At 45.6% G+C, this 24,675-nt stretch carries 25 protein-coding genes and 1 tRNA gene; 19 read left to right on the top strand and 7 right to left on the bottom strand.

Annotated features, from left to right (window positions below):
* Positions 1–306: 306 nt before the first annotated feature.
* Positions 307–1,269, top strand: coding sequence for an OmpA family protein (locus FR741_RS11430; protein ID WP_167426816.1), 963 nt, complete (start codon positions 307–309; stop codon positions 1,267–1,269).
* Positions 1,270–1,382: 113 nt separating this feature from the next.
* Here the strand turns inward: FR741_RS11430 and FR741_RS11425 are convergent, their stop codons facing one another.
* From FR741_RS11425 to FR741_RS11415, 3 genes are all read right to left on the bottom strand, one after another.
* The gene (locus FR741_RS11425) at positions 1,383–1,889 is read right to left on the bottom strand and encodes a hypothetical protein (protein ID WP_031780328.1); all 507 of its coding nucleotides are present in this window, start codon (positions 1,887–1,889) and stop codon (positions 1,383–1,385) included.
* A 277-nt stretch (positions 1,890–2,166) separates the two neighbouring features.
* Positions 2,167–2,243, bottom strand: a tRNA-Arg gene (locus tag FR741_RS11420).
* Between the two features lie 177 nt (positions 2,244–2,420).
* On the bottom strand, positions 2,421–3,554 hold the full coding sequence (locus FR741_RS11415; protein ID WP_167426815.1) for a flagellar assembly protein FlgT: 1,134 nt from the start codon (positions 3,552–3,554) through the stop codon (positions 2,421–2,423).
* Positions 3,555–3,723: 169 nt separating this feature from the next.
* Here FR741_RS11415 and FR741_RS11410 point away from each other — a divergent pair, with 169 nt between their 5' ends.
* Together FR741_RS11410 and flgP are read left to right on the top strand one after the other, a co-directional pair.
* Positions 3,724–4,362 (top strand): FlgO family outer membrane protein, encoded by a 639-nt coding sequence (locus FR741_RS11410; RefSeq protein ID WP_005382013.1) that lies wholly within the window; start codon positions 3,724–3,726, stop codon positions 4,360–4,362.
* 9 nt (positions 4,363–4,371) lie between these two features.
* Entirely contained in the window at positions 4,372–4,803 is a 432-nt protein-coding gene (gene flgP / locus FR741_RS11405) for a flagellar assembly lipoprotein FlgP (RefSeq protein WP_047009552.1), read from the top strand.
* A 112-nt stretch (positions 4,804–4,915) separates the two neighbouring features.
* Here the strand turns inward: flgP and FR741_RS11400 are convergent, their stop codons facing one another.
* The 3 genes from FR741_RS11400 to flgA all read right to left on the bottom strand — a co-directional run bounded on the left by FR741_RS11400 (position 4,916) and on the right by flgA (position 6,546).
* Complete coding sequence (locus FR741_RS11400) at positions 4,916–5,341, bottom strand: flagella synthesis protein FlgN (RefSeq protein WP_046874280.1); 426 nt, start codon at positions 5,339–5,341, stop codon at positions 4,916–4,918.
* A gap of 27 nt (positions 5,342–5,368) precedes the next feature.
* Positions 5,369–5,683, bottom strand: a complete 315-nt coding sequence (flgM, locus tag FR741_RS11395) for a flagellar biosynthesis anti-sigma factor FlgM (protein ID WP_005382018.1) — start codon at positions 5,681–5,683, stop codon at positions 5,369–5,371.
* Positions 5,684–5,799: 116 nt separating this feature from the next.
* Positions 5,800–6,546 (bottom strand): flagellar basal body P-ring formation chaperone FlgA, encoded by a 747-nt coding sequence (flgA, locus tag FR741_RS11390; protein ID WP_005393139.1) that lies wholly within the window; start codon positions 6,544–6,546, stop codon positions 5,800–5,802.
* Between the two features lie 76 nt (positions 6,547–6,622).
* On the opposite strand from flgA, the gene FR741_RS11385 reads away from it, so the two are divergent.
* The 16 genes from FR741_RS11385 (at position 6,623) to FR741_RS11310 (ending at position 24,082) form a co-directional block, all read left to right on the top strand.
* Positions 6,623–7,549, top strand: a complete 927-nt coding sequence (locus tag FR741_RS11385; protein ID WP_005382022.1) for a chemotaxis protein CheV — start codon at positions 6,623–6,625, stop codon at positions 7,547–7,549.
* An 11-nt stretch (positions 7,550–7,560) separates the two neighbouring features.
* Entirely contained in the window at positions 7,561–8,388 is an 828-nt protein-coding gene (locus FR741_RS11380; protein WP_005393137.1) for a protein-glutamate O-methyltransferase, read from the top strand.
* 307 nt (positions 8,389–8,695) lie between these two features.
* Positions 8,696–9,091: a flagellar basal body rod protein FlgB gene (gene flgB / locus FR741_RS11375; protein ID WP_005382026.1), complete on the top strand. Its 396-nt coding sequence runs from the start codon at positions 8,696–8,698 to the stop codon at positions 9,089–9,091.
* 5 nt (positions 9,092–9,096) lie between these two features.
* Positions 9,097–9,510, top strand: a complete 414-nt coding sequence (gene flgC / locus FR741_RS11370; RefSeq protein ID WP_005393132.1) for a flagellar basal body rod protein FlgC — start codon at positions 9,097–9,099, stop codon at positions 9,508–9,510.
* A 17-nt stretch (positions 9,511–9,527) separates the two neighbouring features.
* The gene (gene flgD, locus FR741_RS11365; protein WP_005393125.1) at positions 9,528–10,238 is read left to right on the top strand and encodes a flagellar hook assembly protein FlgD; all 711 of its coding nucleotides are present in this window, start codon (positions 9,528–9,530) and stop codon (positions 10,236–10,238) included.
* A 30-nt stretch (positions 10,239–10,268) separates the two neighbouring features.
* Positions 10,269–11,582: a flagellar hook protein FlgE gene (gene flgE / locus FR741_RS11360; RefSeq protein ID WP_005393123.1), complete on the top strand. Its 1,314-nt coding sequence runs from the start codon at positions 10,269–10,271 to the stop codon at positions 11,580–11,582.
* A gap of 289 nt (positions 11,583–11,871) precedes the next feature.
* Positions 11,872–12,621, top strand: coding sequence for a flagellar basal-body rod protein FlgF (flgF, locus tag FR741_RS11355; RefSeq protein ID WP_005382031.1), 750 nt, complete (start codon positions 11,872–11,874; stop codon positions 12,619–12,621).
* 18 nt (positions 12,622–12,639) lie between these two features.
* A complete protein-coding gene (gene flgG / locus FR741_RS11350) occupies positions 12,640–13,428 on the top strand; it encodes a flagellar basal-body rod protein FlgG (protein ID WP_005382032.1) in 789 nt (262 codons plus the stop codon).
* A gap of 30 nt (positions 13,429–13,458) precedes the next feature.
* The gene (gene flgH, locus FR741_RS11345; RefSeq protein ID WP_006743029.1) at positions 13,459–14,238 is read left to right on the top strand and encodes a flagellar basal body L-ring protein FlgH; all 780 of its coding nucleotides are present in this window, start codon (positions 13,459–13,461) and stop codon (positions 14,236–14,238) included.
* A gap of 43 nt (positions 14,239–14,281) precedes the next feature.
* Positions 14,282–15,373 (top strand): flagellar basal body P-ring protein FlgI, encoded by a 1,092-nt coding sequence (locus FR741_RS11340; RefSeq protein ID WP_006743028.1) that lies wholly within the window; start codon positions 14,282–14,284, stop codon positions 15,371–15,373.
* Between the two features lie 16 nt (positions 15,374–15,389).
* Positions 15,390–16,316 carry a flagellar assembly peptidoglycan hydrolase FlgJ gene (gene flgJ, locus FR741_RS11335; RefSeq protein ID WP_046874278.1) on the top strand — a complete coding sequence of 309 codons (927 nt, stop codon included), beginning with the start codon at positions 15,390–15,392 and terminating at the stop codon, positions 16,314–16,316.
* A gap of 159 nt (positions 16,317–16,475) precedes the next feature.
* Positions 16,476–18,416: a flagellar hook-associated protein FlgK gene (gene flgK, locus FR741_RS11330; RefSeq protein WP_012842055.1), complete on the top strand. Its 1,941-nt coding sequence runs from the start codon at positions 16,476–16,478 to the stop codon at positions 18,414–18,416.
* 13 nt (positions 18,417–18,429) lie between these two features.
* The gene (gene flgL / locus FR741_RS11325; RefSeq protein WP_005393113.1) at positions 18,430–19,623 is read left to right on the top strand and encodes a flagellar hook-associated protein FlgL; all 1,194 of its coding nucleotides are present in this window, start codon (positions 18,430–18,432) and stop codon (positions 19,621–19,623) included.
* A 423-nt stretch (positions 19,624–20,046) separates the two neighbouring features.
* The gene (locus tag FR741_RS11320) at positions 20,047–21,201 is read left to right on the top strand and encodes a flagellin (RefSeq protein ID WP_006743025.1); all 1,155 of its coding nucleotides are present in this window, start codon (positions 20,047–20,049) and stop codon (positions 21,199–21,201) included.
* A 506-nt stretch (positions 21,202–21,707) separates the two neighbouring features.
* Positions 21,708–22,841 carry a flagellin gene (locus tag FR741_RS11315; RefSeq protein ID WP_005393103.1) on the top strand — a complete coding sequence of 378 codons (1,134 nt, stop codon included), beginning with the start codon at positions 21,708–21,710 and terminating at the stop codon, positions 22,839–22,841.
* A gap of 116 nt (positions 22,842–22,957) precedes the next feature.
* On the top strand, positions 22,958–24,082 hold the full coding sequence (locus FR741_RS11310; protein ID WP_167426814.1) for a flagellin: 1,125 nt from the start codon (positions 22,958–22,960) through the stop codon (positions 24,080–24,082).
* A gap of 80 nt (positions 24,083–24,162) precedes the next feature.
* Here FR741_RS11310 and crr read toward each other — a convergent pair whose 3' ends face one another.
* Complete coding sequence (crr, locus tag FR741_RS11305) at positions 24,163–24,672, bottom strand: PTS glucose transporter subunit IIA (protein ID WP_005382041.1); 510 nt, start codon at positions 24,670–24,672, stop codon at positions 24,163–24,165.
* Between the last annotated feature and the right edge of the window lie 3 nt (positions 24,673–24,675).

The raw sequence follows: 24,675 nt of genomic DNA, 5'->3' as shown, positions 1-24,675 counted from the left end.
TGTGGGGATTTTTTTGCTTAAGATCACATGTTGTTGAGATTTTTGATGACAATAAATTGACAGAATTGGGATTTTTCTCGCGATTTCTTAGCGTTATAGTTCACCCCGTCAGTGATACCGAGATGGCGATATGTATCACTGAACAGGAAATGTACGTAAGTAGCTTCCATAAAAAAAATGCATGTGCATAAAAAGAAGCTGACTAAGTATCTCACTCAAGGAATGAATAAAAAGAATTGAAATACAACGTCAGTCAGACGGCGCATTTCGGCATCTAACAAAAGAACTTCTTTAGAGGAATCAATAATGAAAAAATTAGCAGCGGTAATTTCAGCGTCTCTACTTATGGCTTCAGCAGCACAAGCAGAAGTATACGTTGGTGGTAAGATGGGTAAGTCATGGATGGAAGACGCGTGTGTAGCGGGCCAGGCTTGTGACAAAGACGACTCTACTCTTGGCGCTTTTGTTGGTTACGAAATGAATAAATACTTCGCAGTAGAAGCAGGTTTCGACAACATCGGTGATTTTGACCAAACTTCTTTCGGTGGCCATGTAGAAGCAATCACTCTTGCACCTAAATTCAGCCTACCAATCACTGAAGACATCGCACTTTACGGTAAAGTGGGTGGCGCTTACGTAATGTTTGATGGTAAAGATGATTACTCTTACCTAGGCGCAGCTGGCCTTGAGTTCAACCTAAGCCAAAACGTAACTGCTCGTGCGGAATACCAAACTCTGACTGATATCAGCAACGATGTAACTCGTGCGACAGGTAACACAGCAACACTGGGTGTTTCTTTCAAATTCGGTGGCAACGATGAGCCAGTAATCGTAGAAGAGCCAGTTGTTGTTGAAGAAGTGGTTGTAGAAGAAGTGGTAGAAGAGCCAGTAGTTGTAACGAAAACATTCGAAACTCAAACAATCGGCACTGGTAGCTTCGATCTAAACAGCACAACTCTAAAACCAGAGAGCGCTGCAAAACTTGATAACCTAGTTGCTTTCCTAAACGAGCACCCACAAGCGAACGTTGAAGTTGTAGGTTACACAGATACTTCTGGCCCAGCAGCTTACAACCTAAAAGTTTCTGAGAAACGCGCTGAATCTGTAGCTAACGCACTTGTTGAAAAAGGCATTGATTCATCACGTATTCAAGCGCGTGGCGAAGGTGAAAACAACCCAATCGCTTCAAACGACACTCGTGAAGGTCGTCAGCAAAACCGTCGCGTAGAAATCGTTGTTCCAGAATTTGAATACCAAGTTCAGCAATAAGCTTCTATCCGACCGTAGTATAGAAGACTAAAGCTGAAAGCCCCAAAGAGTTCGCTCTTTGGGGCTTTTTTATTTCTATTTGAAACGGACTGAAAAGTTAAAAACGGTAAACATCACTTGAGGTCAATGCTGTTTAAGCGCCCCATGAACGTTAGGATTTCCAAGTTGTCTTTATGTGCTTCTAGCAACGCTTTTTTGGTTTGCATGTAGGCGGCAAGCTTGCCGTATTTACTAATAGAGCGAACCACCGTTTTGTATTTGTAGTCACCGTCGTCATTGAACTCTCGCCACTTAGCGATGTAACACGTATCTCGGTTATCTGGGTTTTCAAGAGTGGGGTTAGGCTTGTGAACAATTTTTGGCTCAACGCTGTGTGGGAGTCTGGTCATGAGGTAAGGATCCTTCAAAAGACGTCGCCAAAATTTGCCCCACATTTGCCGGCCTAATTCGTTTCTCAGCTTAATGGCTTTTTGTAAGCCTTTCTTTTCTCCAATACGAACAAACCCAACCGAGCGGTGCAGTACCGTGTCCTCGGGGGTATGGATATGAATCTTAAAGGCAGTCTTGCCTTTAGAAATAAAGCGGTGTCCAGTGTTAGTTATTAAATTGCTCTTAGACATAGTGCTAACTAATAATTTTATTAATAGCTAAAAGGGTAAGCAAAACTCATAGATAATTAAAGTAATAAAATACAAAACTGTAAATAGGGCTTGTTGAAATGATTTCAAGGGGAAGAGATCGGATCAGTAAAAGGTTTTATCTCGTCGAGTAAAGGAGCGAGGCGATCATATTGATTACTGAAGAAATTGTTTCACTCGTTACTTGGAAACGCTCTGTGAAGCTCGAAATAGTGGATACAAAAAAGCCTTAGCTCAAGTGGGAGCTAAGGCTATGATATGGCGCCCCCAGTAGGATTCGAACCTACGACCTGTCCCTTAGGAGGGGACTGCGCTATCCAGCTGTGCCATGGGGGCGTAATACCAATAGTTGCAGTTCATTGAACCGTTTTACTGAATGCAAACCTAGCAACTTTGTTTAGGTCTTTATCAGTATCACTTTGAACGACTCACTACGGTCATTGGTATAATCAAATAAGATGCGCTGCCTATGATATTCAAAAGTGAGCATATCTCAAGACTTAATGTTTGCTTTTATAGGATCTTGTTCATTACGTCGCCAATTTGAACACTAGACGCTAAATTTGGCTGATCAATCGTCAGCTCGGCTTCGTGTTCGTATATACGAGATACCGTCAATGTAATTTCACTTTGCGATACTTTATTTCTTGGTAATCCGTTTTGGTCGATAAATGATGCGGTGTGCCAAAGTTGCAATTTGTCTCCCTCTTTTACGCCATGCATACGGCCGAGATCCATCGTTACCGTATTGCCGAAGACTGCGACGACCTCTGGCAGCGTAATTTTGCAAGACAGCTCTGACTCTAGATCCAGCATTATATTGCGACTAACGCGTAGCATCATCTCGCCATAGGTCGACGCCCAAAAGCGCGCACTGCGAGTATCTACTTGGCTCGTTTTGGCAAAGGGCCAACGCGCCACTTCACGGTAGGCTTTGTTGAAGACTTCATGGCCAGTTTTACCATCAAATACTTTCATCTCTAGCGCAAACTGACGATTGATGATGTCATCTTGCAGTAGTTGAGATTCGACCGTCGCAGTGAGATCGGTAATGACTCCCCCAATGATGTATTGTGCGCCGTTGTCTTGCGCGATCATTTGAGTACGAGCGGGATAGTTACTGCTAATTGAATAGTCCGTTGTACCCACAGATACAAAGCTGCGAGAGGTTTGATCCAGCTGGCGATTCACCACGCGGCTAAAATCGTCACCCACTTGGTAAATCTGTCCCATCACCGCTTGTTGTGGTGAGGCAACCTCAATATTGCCGACAAGGAGCGTCTTTTTGTATTGATCGGTGTGGCAACCCGTTGCCGATGGATAAATATCGACGCGAATTTTTACCTCGACTTTACCTCTACGTTTACGTTCAGACTCGACCAAAATGTAACGGACTTCATGGTTGGTAAACTGGTACTCGTTACGGCTTTCTTCTAATAGCGGCATCAAATTGCTAATACTGCCAATATCTGCGCCCGAAAAATTGACGGCTTTGAACAGCGCGTCTTCCAACGCATGGAGCCTTGCCGTCTCTTCTGAAGAAACGATAGTGGCAACGCCTGTTACTTCATACCAAGATGCCATTACTTTAAAAGGCACAAGCATCACTAAAGTGATTGAAAACAGACTGTTTAATATTTTTTTCATTGATTACAACCGTTCGGGTATAAATATTGCTTTAACAATTTCAGTGAAGTTTGGTGGATTTTTCTTCGTTAGGCAAACAAAGAAAAGCAAAGACTGTTCCAATATTCACTTTCTTAGAAAGGAATTAATCAAGAACGGTATCACCTAAGATTATCTGGAGAATCAAACCATGAAAAAGTGGCTTGTCGCCGCATCGATGATGACGCTTCTGACATCGTGCGCGTACTCACCGATTTACAATGGTAAAGAACCGTACTCGGGAAGCCAGTTCATGCTTATGGATAGTCCACGTCATACGATGGACTTTTTCATTGAAAGCATGACCGAAGACCTGATGGTTTCTAATGTGGCGGTATCTGCGCGGACGCCGATTGCGATTACCTCGTTTGTTGATCTACAAAATATGGATGCAACAAACTGGTTAGGTAACTCGGTCTCGGAAGGTTTTATCCATCAGTTCCAGCGCCGAGGGTTTAAAGTGGTTGATTTCAAAACTACGGGCTCTATCCAAGTGACGCAGCAGGGCGATTTTGCTTTAAGCCGTGATTGGCAAGATCTGGCGCAAGAGCAACAAATTCAGTATGTACTGACTGGCACGATGCTGCGCCAAGAGGGCGGGGTGCTCGTCAATGCACGTGTGGTCGGTATGCAGAGCCGTGTGGTTGTAGCAACGGCGCAGGGTTTTCTTCCGGCTGACCGTATTGGTCGTGACTTAGATACGTTAAACAGTATCCGTACGCAAGATGGCGTGTTGATTCGCTCAGACCCAACCATTCGTCAGCCGTACACTGTGATTCTGCGTCCATAGGATAGAAGCATGAAGAAGTTATTATTTATTATTGCCACACTGGTATTGGTGGGGTGTCAGCCACTACAACAGATGCGTCAAGATGAAATCTTAGTGGCAGTGGGTTATGCGAGTGTCAGTGAGCAAACAGGTCGTACTGTTGAAGAGAAGCGTGTACGAGCGATGCGCGCATCAAAAATTGATGCTTATCGTGAGCTAGCAGAACAAGTTTATGGCATGCGTGTTAGTGGACGTGCAGAACTGCAAGACCAGCGTTTAGGTATTGAGAGCACTACAGGCGCGGTTGATGGTGTGATTCGCGGTGCAGAAGTCGTACGTAGTTATCTTGTTGAAGACAGTTACGTGACAGAGCTGCGTCTGGATATTCGTAAAATGGATAAGTTGCGTGATTACGGAGAAGTTCAACAGGTGCCTGAGAAGCGTCAACAAACCTTGTTCTAATGCCCTAAGCGCATTACTTCAGAAGACCAGATAATCTTTCCCGCGGCTGATTGGCAACAATGAGTCGCTTTTTTATATCTACATTCTAGAGATGGTGGGGTAGGAGTGACGTTTAGGCTTTTATATTGGTGCCAAGTGTCGAAATAGTGTGGGTTTTGCCACCGGCATTGTAGGTCATGCCTACTTTGCCATGAGTTCGCTGAAGCATGTTATTGAGTTTATTAAAACTCAGCTGTGCGCGACTAAGCGATTCACCATTTACTTTGTTGACTTGTTGACAGTCGAGGACGATCGATTGGATTTGAGCAACAACCTGACTTAGGTGCTCATCTTCAGTAAGTTGATTGACGTGCGGGTGAGAGGCGATTCGCTGATCAGTTGTTCTAAGCTGATCAATGAGTGTCATCTTCTGTTTGGCAATACTCTCAATCTCGGTAGAGACACGCGCAGTTATCGCTTGTGTTTCTTGACGCAAAACAGCAGAAAGTGCCTTAGCATTTTCTAGTTGGAAATTGACGAGATCGACTAATGCTGCCATAAAATACTTACCTTCGGCCTAAGTCAGTTAGCTTTTGCCTTGCAATTCGTTTTCAAACTTAATCATGTTGTCGGCCAATTTTTCAGGATCGACTTTGTATGAACCGTTTGTGATTGCTTCTTTGATTGCCGCCACTTTGGCGCTGTCATAGGCCGGAGAAGCTGCCATATCTTTTTGGAGTTTGCTAACGGCTTTGCTTTGCTGGCTGAGTGATACAGCGTCTTGTTGTGCGGGTGCTTTTTTCGATTCAGTCGTGCTGGTAGCATTGGAATCGTTACGCGCAGGTGCACGACTTGTCGTCGTCATCATTTGCCCTGAACGTATATTATCTATACCTGCCATGTTTAACCTTTGCCTTGTATCGTAATACTGGTATCCAGACTATCGACCAGTGCAAAAATAACTTTAGTCATTTTTTGCATTTTTATTGATCAGTTTAAACACGCTACCAGTGGGTATTAAAAATTAACAGTGATTTCCGCAATGCCAGTCACTATGCCTTCTATTATACGCTGTGACTTATCATTTTTCACTCTTACTTGATCGCCAGCCGCACCATCTTGCAATGCTGTGCCTTGTGTGGTGATTGTCATGCCAGAATTCACCGCTTTAATTGTGACCTTTTCATTCCGGCAAACGACACAGACATCATTACGCTCAACAACATCACCTAAGCGAACGTTGCGTTTTAGCTTTGCGCCAACCACTTGATCGTAGTTAGAAAAGCCATCTTTGCGAAAGCGCTGCAGCTCGATCATAGAAGTGGTGACATCCGATGCGCTGACGATTTCTCCTCTCCCTAGCGTTCGTGTTGCGACGATCATTGGCACCGATACCGAGATCCGTACAGGCACATAGACTTTCCAGTCATCCGGTGGGCATTCCACTAGAACATTGATGTTGCTTCGAGTACTGCTGGTGGAAGAAGCTGACGTATCTAGGGGCACTGGGCAATCCGTTGCTTTTATTCTCGAGTCGATATCTGCCGCATTAACAGATAGCTCGCCACCATCAGGCTGATCAACTGTAGCAAGAATATGTTGTTCTGCTGCCGTTTTTATTTGCTCGATCTGATTATCTGAAGCTGAATGAACAAAAAAGCTAAACATACTGAGCAAAATGCCGATAGACTTAGCGTACTTTGTAATTAGCGCTCTACATATTGTCATAGTCAATGGTGTCGAAGTGAAAGTGAAATACGCCATACTGTCTCCCTGGTATCGTGCTTGCCAGTGGTAGAGTATCATTTAAAAACAAAAAGTTTGAGATGGAGATGAGCATATGACGGGGATTCTTGACTCGGTGAATCAGCGTACGCAACTCGTCGGTCAGAACCGATTGGAATTATTGACCTTTCGACTGATGGGCCGACAGCGCTACGGCATTAACGTATTCAAAGTGAAAGAAGTACTGCAGTGCCCTAAGCTGACTTCAATGCCAAATCTACACCCGCTGGTAAAAGGTATCGCTCATATCCGCGGCCATACCGTGTCCGTTATTGATTTGAGCCTGGCAATTGGTGGCCGCCCAACCACTGATCTGGATAAATGTTTTGTTGTTATCGCAGAATTTAACCGTACGATCCAAGCATTTTTGGTATCATCGGTTGAGCGTATTATCAATATGCATTGGGAAGCGATTTTGCCGCCGCCAGACGGTGCGGGTAAAGCGCACTACTTGACCGCAGTGACGAACATCGACAACGAGCTGGTTGAAATCCTTGACGTTGAAAAAATCCTGGCGGAGATTGCGCCGGTTGATGAAACGATGGATTCCGCTATCGGTGAAGAAATCGCGCAAGCAGAACAAGAAAAGCCTATTGTACGCCGTATATTGATTGCCGATGACTCGACTGTCGCGCGTAAACAGGTAGAGCGTGCGATTACATCAATCGGTTTCGAGGTCGTATCTGTCAAAGATGGCAAAGAAGCGTACAATAAGTTGATTGAAATGGCTCAAGAAGGCAATATCTACGATCAAATTTCGTTGGTTATTTCCGATATTGAAATGCCAGAAATGGACGGCTATACCTTAACGGCTGAAATTCGCAGACATGCCGATTTGAAAGACCTTTATGTTATCCTCCATTCTTCATTAAGTGGTGTATTCAACCAGGCTATGGTTGAGCGTGTAGGTGCCAATACCTTCATTGCGAAATTTAACCCAGATGAATTGGGTAACGCGGTTAAATCTGCATTAACACAATAAAAGAGACATTAATGACTGCTATTACAATCAGTGATCAAGAGTATCGTGACTTTAGCCGTTTTCTAGAATCGCAATGTGGTATCGTGTTAGGTGATAGCAAGCAATACCTTGTGCGTAGCCGACTGAGTCCTTTAGTGACGAAGTTTAAGCTCGCATCGTTATCAGATTTGCTACGTGATGTTGTTACAGGGCGCAATCGTGAATTACGAGTGGCCGCTGTGGACGCGATGACGACTAATGAAACCTTGTGGTTTCGAGATACTTATCCGTTCACAGTTTTAGCTGACAAATTATTGCCAGAAGTAGCGGCAAGCAAGCGCCCAATCAAGATCTGGTCTGCAGCCAGTTCATCGGGCCAAGAGCCGTATTCTATTGCAATGACGATTCTGGAAACGCAACAGCGTAAGCCGGGTTTGTTACCAAACGTGTCTATTACAGCAACAGACATTTCAGCAAGTATGCTCGAGATGTGTCGTGCAGGTGTGTATGACAATTTGGCTCTAGGGCGCGGACTTTCACCAGAACGTCGCCGCACCTTCTTTGAGGATGCGGACGGTGGCCGTATGAAAGTCAAAGACAACGTCAAACGTTTGGTGAACTTTCGTCCACAAAACTTGATGGACAGTTATGCACTGATGGGTAAGTTCGACATTATTTTTTGTCGCAACGTGCTGATTTACTTCTCACCGGAAATGAAATCAAAAGTGCTTAACCAAATGGCGAGCAGCTTAAACCCAGGTGGTTATCTGCTGTTAGGGGCATCAGAGTCGCTAACTGGTCTGACTGATAAATTTGAAATGGTGCGCTGTAATCCGGGTATCATTTACAAGCTTAAATAGCGGTATCTCTTCATTGATAAAAAGCCTGACCTCGTGTCAGGCTTTTTTTGTTTGCTGGTTTCCTGCCTTCGAGTGTTTCCACGTTTTCACTTGCTAAATTGAAGCGCGATTTTGCTTTGTTCCCTCATCACGGTGTATCTTTATTAAGTGAACAAAGTGAAACGACATGACATTCCAGTCACTTTGGCTCACTTATTGCTATTCCAATGGGTGATAGCTATTAAGTAGATAGAGCGCTTTATGTTTTTGGCATGCTAATTGCTTTTTGGTTATCAATCACGGTCAGTTCTTAATTGTAGAGGCAAACATGGCTATATCTTTTGACAATGCACTAGGCATCCACCAGCACACGGTGGGCGTACGTGAGCGCAATGCTGAGGTGATTTCCACCAACATTGCACAAGCCAACACGCCTGGTTACAAAGCAAGAGGTTTAGACTTTGCGAAGGAATTGCAAGCGGCAACATCTGGGGCAAGCATTGGTCTTAGTCGTACGGATGGTCGGCATATTCCTGCCACTACAACGTTGGTCGGGGACAAGCTATATCGTCTTCCTACGCAACCTGATACGGGTGATGGCAACACGGTTGATTTGGATTTAGAGCGTAACTTGTTTATGCAAAACCAAATCAGACACCAAGCATCACTCGACTTTCTAGGCAGCAAATTCAAGAACTTAACCAAAGCAATCAAAGGGGAATAATTTAGATGAGCTTATTTAACGTTTTCAATGTGACAGGTTCCGCAATGAGCGCTGAATCCGTTCGTCTGAACACTACCTCAAGCAACTTGGCGAACGCCGACAGTGTCAGCAGCTCTGCGAAAGACACTTATAAAGCGCGCCATGCTGTGTTTGGTGCTGAGTTAAGTAACGCCATGCGTGGCGGTGATACGGTGCCAGTGAAAGTGATGGGTATTGTAGAAAGCGATAAACCGCTGAGTGCGGAGTACAACCCAGACCATCCCCTTGCAAACGAAGAAGGCTACATCTACAAGCCGAACGTGAATGTAATGGAAGAAATGGCGAACATGATTTCAGCTTCTCGCGCATACCAAACCAATGTGCAAGTAGCGGATTCTAGTAAACAAATGCTGCTGCGTACGCTGCAGATGGGTCAATAAGGATAAGGAGGTAGCGTATGGCCGGAATTAACAACGTTGGTCAAAGCGGCTTGTCCTATATCGACCAGCTTAAAAGTCTACAAGAGAGTAACAAGAAGACGGAAGAGAGTACGGGTAAGCAGGACCTAAAGCAGGAAGACTTCTTATCATTGCTCACGAAGCAATTGTCTCAACAGGACCCTTTTAAGCCGGTAAGTAATGACCAGATGATTGCGCAAATGGCTTCATTTGCGACCGTTGATGGCATTGGCAAGATGAACACTCAGTTTGAGAGTTTGAACTCGTCAATGACATCAAACCAAGCGTTACAAGCTTCCTCTTTGGTAGGACGTGACGTATTGGTCCCAGGAGCGGCAGGTGTGAAGCAGGACGACGCGCCAATGGCGGCAATGGTTAAGCTTTCACAATCTATCGATAATCTGTTTGTTCGTGTAGAGGATGAAGCTGGCCAACTGGTTCGTACTTTTGAGGTAGGGGCGAAACCAGCCGGCGACACGCGTGTGCTTTGGGACGGTAAAGATGAAAGCGGAAATCCACTGCCTGCTGGCAAATACAAAGTGAAAGCGTCTGGCTTGGTTGAAGGGGAGTCGCAAGAGTTCCCAGTATCGACATATGCCAACGTAAATAGCGTATTGCTCGGCAAAGGGGACGGAAACGTATTACTCAATCTGGCTGGTTTTGAATCGCCAGTTCGACTTGCAGAAGTATTGGAAGTTGGCAAAGCGTAGTCATAGCTCGCTAGATTAGGAGATTTTGGAATGTCATATGTATCTTTAAGCGGTTTGTCCGCCGCACAACTGGATTTGAACACCACCAGTAACAACATTGCGAACGCCAACACGTACGGCTTTAAAGAGTCCCGTGCTGAGTTTGCTGATGTTTACTCTAACTCTTTATTTACTAACGCAAAAACCACGCCGGGTGGTGGTGCGCAAGCAAGCCAAGTGGCGCAGCAGTTCCATGAAGGCTCAAGCATTTACACCAACAACCCAATGGATCTGCGTGTTTCGGGTACAGGTTTCTTCGCCGTGGCGAAGGAGCGTCTGACTCCACAACAGAATGAACTGACACGTAATGGTGCATTCCATTTAAATAAAGAAAACTACATGGTGACCGCGAACGATGAGTTCTTATTAGGTTACCAAGTGGATCCAAGCTCTGGTGAGGTTTCTTCATACGAGCCACAACCTATCAATATTCCTGCTGAATTTGGTAAGCCAAAGCAAACAGCAAACATTGAAGTGGGCGTGAACTTGCCAGCAAACGGCGATTTGAAAGATCCAACTCAGTTTGATTTTTCAGACCCAGATACATACAACCGTTCAACTTCTTCGACTATTTATGACTCGATGGGTCAGTCTTACAAGCTAACGACCTACTACTTGAAAGATCAGACTCAGCCAAACACTTGGAACACTTACTACACCGTGACAGATAAAGAAGGCGAAAAGCCTTTAAATGTTGCGGCAGGTGATGCACAAACGCCAACAGGCCATGTGGGTCATACCATGAAGTTCAACAACGATGGTACGTTGGCGAGCTTGAACAATGGTCAGCCAATTACGTCTGTGGCATTAGGCGATCCGGCGACGAACACGACACCAGTCGATATGAATGGTGCCGATCCTGCGCAGACGCTTAACTTCGGTTTAGGCTCGGCAACACAGTTTGCTGCTCCGTTCGAACTGACTAAGTTCGATGAAGACGGTGCAACAACGGGTTTCCTAACCAAAGTTGACTTCGATGAAAACGGCAGCGTAATGGGGACTTACTCAAACGGTGAAAACGTCACATTGGGTCGTGTAGCGCTAGTACGTGTTCCAAACGAGCAAGGTCTGGATAAGAAGGGCGGTACGCAATGGGATTCAACTCAGTTCTCTGGTGACAAGATTTGGGGTGAATCTAACAAAGGCTCTTTTGGCACCATCAACAACGGTATGCTGGAACAGTCAAACATTGATATGACGCAGGAGCTGGTGGACCTGATTTCTGCTCAGCGTAACTTCCAAGCAAACTCACGTTCGCTAGAAGTGCACAACCAGCTACAACAAAATATCCTGCAGATCCGATAATCTGCATCATCAAGTTAGGCGAGCTTTCGCCGCTTGGCTTGATAACATCATGACATTCATCTGATGCTTAGCCTGAAAATACCTCAGTTCAGGTTAAGCATGCTTTGATCTCTGATTTGCCGCCGTTGCCGCCATGTGGATCAAAACCTTGCCCCTTGTTGCAGTTTTCTGCCACTGAAACCCCTCTTAATCTTTTGTTTCTTATTTAAGTGTTTGATAAATAAGCTCATTTTGTGTTGGCATAACTATTGCTTTTACTCCGTGTACAGAGAAGTTTTTGGAGTAATTTATGGATCGCGCACTGTTTCTCGCAATGAGTGGGGCCAAGCAAAATATGCAGGCACTACAATTGCGTGCTAATAACTTGGCTAACGTAAGCACGACAGGGTTTCGTGCGGATTTAGCGCAGGCTCGCTCAATGCAGGCTTATGGTGAAGGCCATCCTTCACGTGTTTTCAGCATGACAGAGCGTCCAGGGCATAACTTTGCTCAAGGTAGCGTGATTACAACAGGGCGTGATCTGGATGTGACGATTGAAGGCAGCGGCTGGATATCGGTACTCGATCACACGGGTAAAGAAGGGTTGACCCGTAACGGTAACCTAAAAGTCGATCAAAATGGCATGCTTACTAACGCAAGTGGCCATTTGGTGCTGGGTGAAAACGATGCGCCGATTACTTTGCCTATCCCTCTCTCTAAAATTGAAATCGGTCGGGATGGCACCATCTCTGTGCTTCCTCAAGGTGCCCCGGCGGAAGAATTCCAAGCGGTTGATCGCATCAAGCTTGTTAAGCCTAATGATCAAAGCTTATTTAAAGACACCAATGGCTTATTTCGCCATAAAACTCCAAACCAACCTTACGAAGCAGACGCTACTGTTAGCCTCCAGACAGGAGCGATTGAAGGCAGTAACGTGAATGCCGTAGGTGAAATGACCGCATTGATTGACTTACAACGTCAGTTTGAAATGCAAGTCAAGATGATGAGCACAGCTGAAGAAATGGATAAATCTTCAGATTCACTGCTTCGTATGAGTTAACAGAGTTAGAGGTTCACTATGCATCCAGCACTATGGGTAAGTAAAACAGGTCTAGACGCCCAACAAACCAACATTGCCACGATTTCGAACAACTTGGCGAATGCCTCTACTGTCGGCTACAAAAAGAGCCGTGCGGTATTCGAAGATTTGTTCTATCAGAACATCAACCAGCCTGGCGGCCAATCATCTCAGAACACTGAGCTTCCGAGTGGCTTGATGCTAGGTGCGGGTTCTAAAGTGGTTGCGACGCAAAAAGTGCACACGCATGGTAATGCGCAGACAACGACCAACGCACTGGACATGATGGTTGAAGGCGACGGCTTCTTCCAAGTGACGTTGCCGGATGGCAACATCGGTTACACCCGTAACGGTCAGTTCACGTTAAATGGTGAAGGCACGTTAGTCACGTCGGGTTCTGGCTACCCTGTAGAACCTGAAATTGTGATTCCAGAAGATGCGATTTCTATCACTGTCGGTACGGATGGTGAAGTATCGGTTCGCGTCCGTGGTCAGCAAGACAACCAAGTCGTTGGTCAGCTAACCATTACAGACTTTGTTAACCCAGGTGGCCTAGAGCCAATTGGCCAGAACCTTTACTTACCAACGGGTGCCAGTGGCGATCCACAAGAAGGTGTTCCTGGTTTGGACGGTTTGGGTGAAATCCGTCAATCCATGCTGGAAGCGTCTAACGTGAATGTAACGGAAGAGTTGGTCAACATGATCGAAGCCCAGCGTGTTTACGAAATGAACTCAAAAGTGATCTCGTCAGTCGATAAGATGATGAGCTTCGTTAACCAGCAGTTATAACGGTTAAGAGCAAGAATTGAGGAGCTCACGATGAAACGTATTTGTCTACTTGCTTTGATTGCCACGATGTCGGGTTGTGCCATGTTAGAGCCGATTGAAACGGATGAAGTGACACAAGCAACGACGGTGGTTGACGCGGTAGAAGGCGATAAATCGAAAGAAGAGAGCAGCGGTATCGTGGATACACTGCGTGGCAGAAGCGATCCGGTTGCGGGTGATCCTGCATGGGCTCCTATTCATCCGAAAAAGAAACCTGAGCATTATGCTGCTGCAACAGGTTCACTGTTTAGCGCCGAGCACATTACCGATCTTTACGACGATTCCAAGCCACGTGGTATTGGCGACATTATTACCGTGACACTGGATGAGACTACCAGCGCCACGAAAAGCGCCAATGCCGATTTATCGAAAACCAATGAAGCGCAAATGGACCCGCTTCAAGTGGGCGGCGAAGAGCTGCAAATTGGTGGCAAATACAATTTCTCTTATGACTTAAATAACTCAAACTCATTTGCGGGTGACTCCTCTGCTAAGCAGAGTAACAGCATCAGTGGTTACATTACTGTTGAGGTGATTGAAGTTTTGGCAAATGGCAACCTCGTTATCCGTGGAGAAAAATGGATGACGCTTAATACGGGTGATGAGTACATACGTTTAAGCGGCACTATTCGTCCGGATGACATTAGTTTCGACAATACTATTGCATCAAACCGCGTTTCTAACGCAAGAATTCAGTATTCTGGCACCGGTGTACAACAAGATATGCAAGAGCCGGGTTTCTTGGCACGATTCTTTAATGTAGCGCTATAACACGCCGTGCTGACGGCAATTTGACTGCAAGAGATAAGTAAGCATGAAAAAACTCCTTTTAATACTGATGAGCGTTGCTCTGTTTTCTACCGCTGCCCAAGCTGCACGTATCAAAGACGTCGCGCAAGTGGCTGGTGTACGAAGCAACCAACTCGTGGGTTATGGTTTGGTTTCAGGCTTACCTGGCACAGGCGAAGCGAACCCGTTTACGGAGCAAAGTTTCGCCGCCATGTTGCAAAACTTCGGCATTCAGATGCCGCCGGGCACAAAGCCGAAAATAAAAAACGTTGCCGCAGTCATGGTAACGGCAGAGTTGCCGCCATTCTCTAAACCAGGTCAGCAAGTAGACGTGACAGTCTCTTCTATCGGTAGTGCCAAAAGTTTGCGTGGTGGTACGCTACTACAAACCTTCTTGAAAGGCTTAGACGGTCAAGTTTACGCGGTTGCTCAAGGTAACTTAGTGGTGAGCGGCTTCAGCGCTGAAGGTGCTGACGGTTCAAAAATCGTAGGTAACAATCCAACCGTTGGTCTTATCTCTAGTGGTGCGACAGTAGAGCGAGAAATTCCAAACCCATTTGGTCGTGGCGATTACATCACGTTCAACTTGCTTGAGTCAGACTTCACAACGGCTCAACGTATGGCGGATGCGGTAAACAACTTCCTTGGCCCACAAATGGCGAGCGCGGTAGACGCGACGTCGGTACGTGTACGTGCCCCTCGTGATGTCAGCCAGCGTGTGGCGTTCTTATCGGCAATTGAAAACCTAGAGTTCGACCCTGCAGATGGCGCAGCCAAAATCATCGTTAACTCTCGTACGGGTACCATCGTAGTTGGTAAACATGTTCGCCTTAAACCTGCTGCGGTAACTCATGGCGGAATGACGGTCGCAATCAAAGAAAATCTGAATGTTAGCCAACCTAACGGCTTTTCTGGTGGGCAAACCGTTGTCGTGCCAGACTCGGATATCGAAGTTAGCGAAGAGCAGGGCAAGATGTTTAAGTTCGAACCAGGCTTAACGTTGGATGATTTGGTCCGTGCAGTGAATCAAGTCGGCGCAGCGCCGTCGGATTTGATGGCTATCTTGCAAGCATTGAAACAAGCTGGTGCCATTGAAGGCCAGTTGATCATCATTTAATGGTTAGGAGGTAGGTATAATGAACAATCCTAACGACATTGGTTTTATTCATGACATCAGTTCGCTGGATACCCTGCGTCAAAAAGCAGTGAAGGAAGGTAAAGATGGCGAGCAAGAAGCACTGCGTGCAGCGGCTCGTCAGTTCGAATCTATTTTCACCTCCATGATGTTGAAATCCATGCGAGAAGCCAATGAGGGCTTTGAGTCCAACATGATGAACAGCCAGAACGAGAAGTTCTATCGACAAATGCTGGATGAGCAGATGGCGAGCGAGCTCAGTTCGTCTGGTTCAATGGGCTTGGCCGATATGATTGTTAAGCAATTAACGGCTGGGCAAGGTAACGACAAGAGTGAAACGGCAATGCGTGATGCGGCAAATAATGCCGTGGAATATCGTCGTGTTGACCCGAAAAAAGCGCGTGAGATTGAACAGCGCTTGATTGAATCTGGTCAGCTATCTCGACCAAGCAATGAACCAACTCGATTCGATTCGCCAGAATCTTTTGTTAACTCGATGAAGCCATACGCGGAGAAAGCCGCGAAAGCCCTAGGTGTCGAGCCATCTCTGCTACTTGCGCAAGCGGCTTTGGAAACCGGGTGGGGACAAAAGGTCGTGAAGAACGCGCGTGGCAGCAGCAACAACTTATTTAACATCAAAGCAGATCGAAGCTGGCAGGGTGACAAAGTGACGACTCAAACGCTAGAGTTCCACGATAATACGCCAGTGAAAGAGACGGCAGCGTTTCGCGCCTACTCAAATTACGAAGACAGCTTTAATGATTTTGTGCGCTTTTTAAATGACAACCCACGTTACGAGACAGCATTGCAACAGCGAGGGAATTCAGAGTCCTTCATTCGCGGCATTCACAGCGCGGGTTACGCGACCGATCCGAATTACGCAGACAAAGTCCTGCAGGTGAAGCAGAAAATCGAAAGTATGTAATTTACTCTTCGCTAGTTCATGTTGTTTTAGAAGGCTTGCCACAGTGCAAGCCTTTACTTTTTCTGAACATTCACACCTCTCTTTTATTTGGCACACCTTTTGCTTTGATGTGTCTAGGTGATCGGTTTTGCCGATTTTATTTCGTTTTTGGGGGCATGTATGGCGTCAGACCTTCTGAATGTAGGTACTCAAAGTGTGCTTACTGCTCAGAGACAATTAAACACCACTGGTCATAACATTTCTAATGTTAATACAGAGGGTTATAGCCGCCAGTCTGTTATCCAAGGTACGAATGATCCGCGCATGTTTGGTGGCTCTACCTACGGCATGGGTGTGCATGTGGAAAATGTTCGCCGCTCGTGGGATCAGTTTGCCGTGAATGAACTGAACTTGTCGTCAACCAACAATGCCAACAAAACGGATACCCAAGACAATCTTGATATGCTCTCTAGCATGTTGAGCTCAGTTGCATCGAAGAAAATTCCAGAGAACTTGAACGAGTGGTTCGATGCGGTCAAAACCATGGCAGATACTCCGAACGATTTGGGGGCACGGAAAGTGGTACTGGAAAAGGCGAAAATCTTCTCTGATACATTAAATGACTTCCATGAAACCGTACGATTGCAATCTGATGTGACCAATAAAAAATTGGATATGGGCATTGAACGCGTGAACCAACTTGCGTTGGAAATCCGCGATGTGCATCGGTTAATGATGCGCACACCCGGTCCACACAATGATTTGATGGACCAGCATGAAAAGCTGGTTACTGAGCTATCTGAGTACACCAAAGTAACCGTAACCCCACGCAAAAATGCGGAAGGGTTTAATGTTCACATCGGCAATGGACATACGCTAGTTTCTGGCACGGAAGCAAGCCAGCTCAAAATGATTGACGGCTATCCTGATGTTCACCAAAGACGATTAGCAATGGTGGAAGGGGATGGCATTAAAGCGATCAAGTCTGACGACATGGATGGCAAAATCGGTGCCTTGCTTGAAATGCGCGACAAACACATTCCGCAACTTCAGGATGAAATGGGCCGTTTAGCGACGGGCTTTTCCTACAAAATTAATCAGCTGCAATCTCAAGGTCTGGATCTCAACGGCAAGATAGGTAAAGACGTATTTACCGACGTGAACTCTGAGCTGGTGGCAAAATCTCGAGTTTTTGCTGCGCCTGACTCTCAAGCTGATGTTGCGGTTTACATTGATGATATCTCAGCGATCAAAGGTGGTGAATATTCGCTACGTTATGATGGCGACCAGTATAGCGTGACAACACCGAAAGGTGAGCAAATGTCGTTGAACATTGATCAATCGGATTCTTCGTTTGTTCTGGATGGTATGAAAGTGCAAATTGGTGAAGGTCTTGCCGCTGGTGAGCGCGTATTGTTGCGCCCAACACGAAGTGGCGCAGCCATCATTAAGATGGAAACTAATGATGCAAAAGCCATTGCCGCGCAAAGTTATGAAGCTTCAACCACTTTTGCTCAAGGTAACGCCAAGTTCAAAATTCGTGAGGCGGGGGATGTCAAAGAATTTGAGGTCACCGTACAACCAGCCGACGAGAAACATGATAAGCCATGGTTAAAGATCACGGACAACAAAGGCAATTTGCTATCGGACAAATACTCATACCCGCTAGACAAAGATAACCCGATGATTGAAATCTCAGTGCCGAAAAGTCATCCGCTGTATAAAAATGGCGATGCGACTGTATTTGAGCTGAGCGAAGGTGCGCTGATGAATGACAAGTTCACCGCGAACTTGGTGCCTTCGGAAGGTGGTAATGGCAACTTGAGAAAAATGCAGAAGATCCAAACAGACAAGATGATGGATGGAAAATCCAGTACCTTGATTGATGTTTATCACAACCTCAATACCGAAGTCGGATTGAAATCTTCTACAGCAAACCGATTAGCCTCCGTCGCTCGCTTAGAGCATGAGGCGGCACAAGAGCGCGTTGCTTCTATCTCTGGCGTTAACCTCGATGAAGAAGCGGCCAACATGATGAAGTTTCAACAAGCGTACATGGCTTCATCACGTGTGATGCAAGCGGCGAATGACACCTTCAATACCATTTTACAACTGAGGTAAGGAGAAGAGATAAGTGCTAACCCGAATTTCTAGTTTCCATAACTATCAGTCCGTACAAAATGACTTGCGTCGTCAAGAGAATAAGGTTCACCATAACCAAGAGCAACTTGCTTCAGGGAAAAAGTTACTGAAACCTAGCGACGATCCCCTTGCGTCGCATTACATTCAAAATATTAGTCAGCAACAAGAGCAGCTACAACAATACCTTAGCTCAATAGTGTTGGTGCGTAATCGTCTAGAAAACCACGAAGTTAATATCGCCAATGCAGAGAATTTTGCCGACGAGTCGAAGCGCTTAACGATGGAGATGATTAACGGTGCGTTTTCTGCGGAAGACCGACAAGCAAAGAAGCGTGAGCTAGAAGAGATTGCGAACAACTTCCTTAACTTAGTGAACTCGCAAGATGAATCTGGTAACTACGTGTTTGCTGGCACTAAGCCAAAAAGCCAACCATTCTATCGCGATAAAGACGGTAGTGTTCAGTACGCTGGAGACGATTACCAGCGCAAAATGAAAGTCTCCAGCATGCTTGAGATGCCAATGAACGATCCTGGCAGCAAGCTGTTTATGGAGATACCAAACCCATTTGGCGATTATCAGCCGAATTACGATCTACAAAACGGTTCTGAGTTGCTATTAAACAGAGCCACTAACGTTGATACGAAGGATGATGCGGCGTATCGCGTGACATTTGTCGATATGAACAACGGCAAATTTGGTTACCAACTAGAGCGTAACGGTAAAGTCGTGGATGCCGATGAGTTTTCTCCAGAAAAAGGCATTGAGTACAAAGGCCTGAAAGTGCACGTAAAAGGTCAAATTACGCCTGGCGATAGCATCGAGATCGAAAAGCGGGCAGAGTTCAGCATTTTCGATACCTTCAAGGATGCAATGGCGTGGTCAGATAAATCGGTGTCGGATACGTCGGCGACCGCCAAATTGCACCAAATGACAGAAGAATTTCACGCTGCTTTTATCCATTTGAATAAAGCGCGTACTGATGCTGGCGCTCGATTGAGCACGCTCGATATCCAAGAGCAAAACCACGAAGACTTTAATTTGTCTCTGGCGAAAGCGAAGAGCAACTTTGAGGATTTGGATTACTCTAAAGCCGTTATCGAGTTCAGTGAAAACTCGCGAGCGTTACAGGCATCGCAACAAGCATTCGGTAAGACCAAAGATCTAACTCTGTTTAACTATATTTAGTCTGACTTAAGACACACTGTCTGATTTTTGATGCCTTATGTGCAAAGCCTTAAGTGCGATAAATCGACGTAAATTAAGAGTCATGCTATGCGGCACGATTTTACCCAAAGCGGCAATGACGCGAGAGGCAAGTCGGGCGGCAACAAAGTAGCGGTCAATATCTATGAAGCAAGATGAGCCTCATTATCCGGAAATGGTTTAGTGATAACGCTAACTTATTGTTTATGTGCTTCTTTTAAAAGCGGTGAAATAAATTTTATAAGTTGGCACACAAATTGTATTGAAAATATCAGAACAGATTTAGAGATTCTAAACCCTGCGTTTAAGGCAGATTTAGCAAGTAATTTTTACGGTCAGTGCTTATCCAAATGAGAGTAAAGCTGGCCGCTTCGCAAAAGCTTGCGAACTCAAAAGGAGAGCAAAATGGCTGTAACAGTTAGTACTAACGTCTCCGCGATGACCGCGCAGCGTTACCTAAACAAAGCGACTGACGAATTAAATACGTCGATGGAGCGCTTATCTTCAGGACATAAGATTAACAGTGCAAAAGATGATGCGGCAGGTCTACAGATCTCTAACCGCTTAACTGCACAGTCTCGTGGTCTAGATGTCGCAATGCGTAACGCGAACGATGGTATCTCGATTGCACAAACCGCTGAAGGTGCGATGAATGAGGCAACATCTGTCATGCAACGTATGCGTGACCTTGCTATTCAATCATCGAACGGTACTAACTCTCCGGCTGAGCGTCAGGCGATCAACGAAGAGTCAATGGCATTGATTGACGAGCTAAACCGTATCGCAGAAACCACGTCATTCGGTGGCCGTCGTCTATTGAACGGCTCATTCGGTGAAGCGGCATTCCAGATTGGTGCGAGCTCAGGTGAAGCAATGATTATGGGGCTAACCAGCATTCGTGCGGACGATACTCGCATGGGCGGTGTGACCTTCTTATCGGAAAACGGTAAAGATAAAGATTGGGGCGTTGACCCAGCTAAATCGGATCTAAAAATCACTTTGCCAGGTATGGGTGAAGACGAAGACGGCAATGTCGATGATCTAGAAATCAACATTAATGCAAAAGCAGGTGACGACATCGAAGAGCTTGCAACGTACATTAATGGTCAGTCTGATATGATCAACGCGTCTGTAAGTGAAGATGGCAAGTTACAAGTTTTTGTTGCACATCCAAACGTTCAGGGTGAAATTTCAATTTCGGGTGGATTGGCGTCTGAGCTTGGTTTGAGCGATGAACCTCTTAGAACATCAGTACAAGATATTGATATGACAACCGTACAAGGTTCTCAAAACGCTATCTCTGTGCTGGATTCGGCACTGAAATACGTGGATTCACAACGTGCGGATCTGGGTGCGAAGCAAAACCGTCTGAGTCACAGCATCAACAACTTGGCAAACATCCAAGAAAACGTTGACGCGTCGAACAGCCGAATTAAAGACACGGACTTTGCGAAAGAAACCACGCAAATGACCAAAGCACAAATTTTGCAACAAGCAGGTACATCGATTCTTGCTCAAGCGAAACAGTTGCCAAACTCTGCAATGTCACTATTGCAGTAGTTTACTTAGCCTGTACTCAATACATTCAGACGTGGATGGGAATGCAGGCTTTTGGCAAGCAACTTTATAATAGAATGAGCGGCTCTCTCATCTCTCACCTGCCAATCATTTTCAATGTAAAGTTGCACTCGGTATGCCGGAAATGTGTTCATTTCTCTTGATCTCCACATAGGCTCTGGCGACCAACCTAGCCCCAGTTCTCTCAAAGGAAAAGGGGCTTTTTCTTTTCTAATTCCCACGTCTATCGTCTGCGAACTTACCTTCAATTGTTTCCTTTTGCTGGTTTTCTATACAATTTGGCCCACTCGGCTCGATTTGTGGAAACTTGAGCACTTTTTCTTACTTTTCTTCAATTTTTTTAGCCAAATCTCGCAATGTTATTTTTTTAAATTTTTTTCTAAAGCTTCTGAATTTGGTGTCGTTAATAGGGGTAACTTTGAGAGAACTACTTGGTTTTCCGAGACGTCGGAAACCGCTATACCGGAAAATCAATTGGAGAAATCACCATGGCAGTGAATGTAAACACTAACGTATCAGCGATGACCGCCCAGCGTTACCTAAACAACGCAAACTCAGCTCAACAAACTTCTATGGAGCGTTTGTCTTCGGGTTTCAAAATCAACAGCGCAAAAGATGACGCTGCGGGTCTTCAAATTTCGAACCGTTTGAACGTACAAAGCCGTGGTTTGGATGTGGCGGTTCGCAATGCGAACGACGGTATCTCAATTGCACAAACCGCTGAAGGTGCAATGAACGAGACCACTAACATTCTTCAACGTATGCGTGACTTGTCTCTACAATCAGCAAACGGTTCAAACTCGAAATCAGAGCGTGTGGCGATTCAAGAAGAAGTGACCGCGCTAAATGACGAACTAAACCGTATCGCAGAAACCACTTCTTTCGGTGGTAACAAGCTACTAAACGGCACACACGGCGCGAAATCGTTCCAAATCGGTGCGGATAACGGTGAAGCCGTGATGCTTGAGCTAAAAGACATGCGTTCAGACAACAAAATGATGGGCGGTGTGAGCTACCAAGCTGAAAGTGGTAAAGGTAAAGACTGGAACGTTGCTGAAGGTAAGAACGACCTAAAAATTAACTTAACGGATAGCTACGGCCAAGAGCAAGAAATCAACATCAGTGCAAAAGCGGGTGACGATATCGAAGAGCTTGCGACTTACATTAACGGTCAAACTGACCTAGTGAAAGCCTCAGTAGACCAAGACGGTAAACTGCAAATCTTTGCTGGCAACAACAAAGTCGAAGGCGAAGTCGAGTTTTCAGGCGGCCTATCTGGCGAGCTAGGTTTGGGCGAAGGTAAAAAAGTAACGGTAGATACTATCGACGTAACCTCAGTTGGTGGCGCACAGGAATCTGTGGCTATCATCGATGCGGCACTGAAATACGTAGACAGCCACCGCGCAGAACTGGGTGCATTCCAGAACCGTTTCAACCATGCAATCAGCAACTTGGACAACATTAACGAGAATGTGAACGCGTCGAAGAGCCGTATCAAAGATACTGACTTCGCGAAAGAAACGACTCAAATGACCAAGTCACAAATTCTATCGCAAGCGTCAAGCTCAATCCTTGCGCAAGCGAAACAAGCGCCAAACTCAGCGCTAAGTCTGCTAGGTTAATCACCTTAATAAGACAAGATACAAAAGCCAGGCTCATCCCTGGCTTTTTTGCTTATCGGCTATAACGTTTAGATGCGTCCCAACAGGATGTTCGACAAGGCACTCATATCGATTAGATGGTCTCTTTAAATACCAATGTTGCCGCGATGGTGGCGCAGAGACACTTGAGTCAAGCAGCAGCGCAAAACGTCGAATCACAACGCAACCTGACTTCTGGTTTTCGAATTAACTCGGCGAGTGATGATGCGGCAGGTTTACAGATATCCAATACTCTCCATGTGCAAACGAGAGGGCTTGATGTCGCCTTAAGAAATGCGCACGATGCTTATTCGGTCGCGCAAACCGCGGAAGGCGCGTTACATGAGAGCAGTGATATTTTGCAACGGTTACGCTCTCTAGGGCTTCAAGCGGCAAATGGTAGTAACGATACCAGTGACCGACAAAGCATCCAATACGAGGTCGTAGCGCTGCAGGATGAGCTTGATCGTGTCGCGATCACGACAACATTTGCGGATAAAAACCTGTTTGATGGATCTTACGGTTCACAAAGTTTCCATATTGGAGCGAACGCTAATTCAATCTCTTTGACGTTACGTAATATGCGTAGCCATATCCCAGAGATGGGAGGGCAGCATTATGTTGGTGATGCGGTCGATAAAGATTGGCGAGTCACTAAAGATAACCAAACTCTAAAAGTCGAATACCAAGACAGTAAAGGGCAAACCCAAACGGAATCCATTGGGCTCAAATTGGGTGATCGCATAGAACAGGTCGCCACTTACATCAATGCTCAACAATCGGTAGTGAGTGCCTCAGTAACGGAAAACAATGAACTGCAATTCTTTGCCTCTACGATGAATACGCCAGAAGGAGTGGAGTTAGAAGGCAGTTTAGCGGATGAGCTTGATCTAAGCACTGGTCAATTAGTCACAATGGATGACATCGATATGTCGACGGCAGGTAAGGCGCAGCTTTCAATTGGGGTGATTGATGCAGCAATTAAGTACGTTGATTCGCACCGAAGTGAAATTGGCAGCTTTCAGAACCGTGTAAATGGCTCGGTGGATAACTTAAATACTGTGAATCGGAGTGTTACAGAATCCAATAGTCGAATAAGAGATACAGACTTCGCAAGAGAATCTACGGAAATGGTACGTTCTCAAGTGCTCCAAGATGCGACAACTGCGTTATTGGCTCAGGCAAAGCAAAGGCCGAGTTCGGCACTTGGTCTACTCAGTTGAATCCGGTAAGAAAGTATAAACTTCAGGTAATAAAAAACGCTGCCAATGGCAGCGTTTTTTCGTGTTCGGCTAAGTAAAAATTACTTAGTTACACGTAGAACTGGAGTTTCACCAACAGTCACAGAACCAGAAAGCTTGTTCAGCTCTTTGATTTCGTCCATGTTAGAGATAACAACTGGAGTTAGCGTTGACTTCGCTTTCTCTTCTAGAAGAGCTAGATCGAATTCAATAACAGTGTCGCCAGCTTTAACAGTTTGACCTTCTTCAGCGATACGCGTGAAGCCTTCGCCTTTTAGTTCAACTGTGTCGATACCGAAGTGAACGAAAAGCTCAACACCGTCGTCAGACTCGATAGAGAATGCGTGGTTAGTTTCGAAGATCTTACCGATAGTACCGTTTACAGGAGCTACCATTTTGTTGCCTGCTGGCTTGATAGCAATACCGTCACCAACGATTTTCTCAGCGAAAACAACATCTGGCACGTCTTCGATGTTTACAATCTCACCAGAAAGTGGCGCGATGATTTCGATAGCACCAGCGTCAGCGCTGTCATCAGATACAAGCTTCTTAAGTTTGTCAAACAGACCCATTGT

Origin of the sequence: Vibrio diabolicus (assembly GCF_011801455.1) — a bacterium.
Classification (GTDB): Bacteria; Pseudomonadota; Gammaproteobacteria; order Enterobacterales; family Vibrionaceae; genus Vibrio; species Vibrio diabolicus.
Note: the sequence above shows the minus strand (reverse complement) of the source record. Positions and strands in the feature narration are given on the sequence as shown.

Coding starts and splice junctions, on each gene's coding strand:
- FR741_RS11415 (WP_167426815.1), bottom strand. CDS start 3,554: ATGAAAAAAATATTAAACAGTCTGTTTTCAATCACTTTAGTGATGCTT.
- FR741_RS11385 (WP_005382022.1), top strand. CDS start 6,623: ATGACGGGGATTCTTGACTCGGTGAATCAGCGTACGCAACTCGTCGGT.
- flgC (WP_005393132.1), top strand. CDS start 9,097: ATGAGCTTATTTAACGTTTTCAATGTGACAGGTTCCGCAATGAGCGCT.
- flgA (WP_005393139.1), bottom strand. CDS start 6,546: ATGGCGTATTTCACTTTCACTTCGACACCATTGACTATGACAATATGT.
- FR741_RS11310 (WP_167426814.1), top strand. CDS start 22,958: ATGGTCTCTTTAAATACCAATGTTGCCGCGATGGTGGCGCAGAGACAC.
- flgE (WP_005393123.1), top strand. CDS start 10,269: ATGTCATATGTATCTTTAAGCGGTTTGTCCGCCGCACAACTGGATTTG.
- FR741_RS11380 (WP_005393137.1), top strand. CDS start 7,561: ATGACTGCTATTACAATCAGTGATCAAGAGTATCGTGACTTTAGCCGT.
- crr (WP_005382041.1), bottom strand. CDS start 24,672: ATGGGTCTGTTTGACAAACTTAAGAAGCTTGTATCTGATGACAGCGCT.
- flgG (WP_005382032.1), top strand. CDS start 12,640: ATGCATCCAGCACTATGGGTAAGTAAAACAGGTCTAGACGCCCAACAA.
- FR741_RS11430 (WP_167426816.1), top strand. CDS start 307: ATGAAAAAATTAGCAGCGGTAATTTCAGCGTCTCTACTTATGGCTTCA.
- FR741_RS11400 (WP_046874280.1), bottom strand. CDS start 5,341: ATGGCAGCATTAGTCGATCTCGTCAATTTCCAACTAGAAAATGCTAAG.
- FR741_RS11320 (WP_006743025.1), top strand. CDS start 20,047: ATGGCTGTAACAGTTAGTACTAACGTCTCCGCGATGACCGCGCAGCGT.
- flgK (WP_012842055.1), top strand. CDS start 16,476: ATGGCGTCAGACCTTCTGAATGTAGGTACTCAAAGTGTGCTTACTGCT.
- flgD (WP_005393125.1), top strand. CDS start 9,528: ATGGCCGGAATTAACAACGTTGGTCAAAGCGGCTTGTCCTATATCGAC.
- FR741_RS11340 (WP_006743028.1), top strand. CDS start 14,282: ATGAAAAAACTCCTTTTAATACTGATGAGCGTTGCTCTGTTTTCTACC.
- FR741_RS11315 (WP_005393103.1), top strand. CDS start 21,708: ATGGCAGTGAATGTAAACACTAACGTATCAGCGATGACCGCCCAGCGT.
- flgF (WP_005382031.1), top strand. CDS start 11,872: ATGGATCGCGCACTGTTTCTCGCAATGAGTGGGGCCAAGCAAAATATG.
- flgH (WP_006743029.1), top strand. CDS start 13,459: ATGAAACGTATTTGTCTACTTGCTTTGATTGCCACGATGTCGGGTTGT.
- flgB (WP_005382026.1), top strand. CDS start 8,696: ATGGCTATATCTTTTGACAATGCACTAGGCATCCACCAGCACACGGTG.
- FR741_RS11410 (WP_005382013.1), top strand. CDS start 3,724: ATGAAAAAGTGGCTTGTCGCCGCATCGATGATGACGCTTCTGACATCG.
- flgP (WP_047009552.1), top strand. CDS start 4,372: ATGAAGAAGTTATTATTTATTATTGCCACACTGGTATTGGTGGGGTGT.
- flgM (WP_005382018.1), bottom strand. CDS start 5,683: ATGGCAGGTATAGATAATATACGTTCAGGGCAAATGATGACGACGACA.
- FR741_RS11425 (WP_031780328.1), bottom strand. CDS start 1,889: ATGTCTAAGAGCAATTTAATAACTAACACTGGACACCGCTTTATTTCT.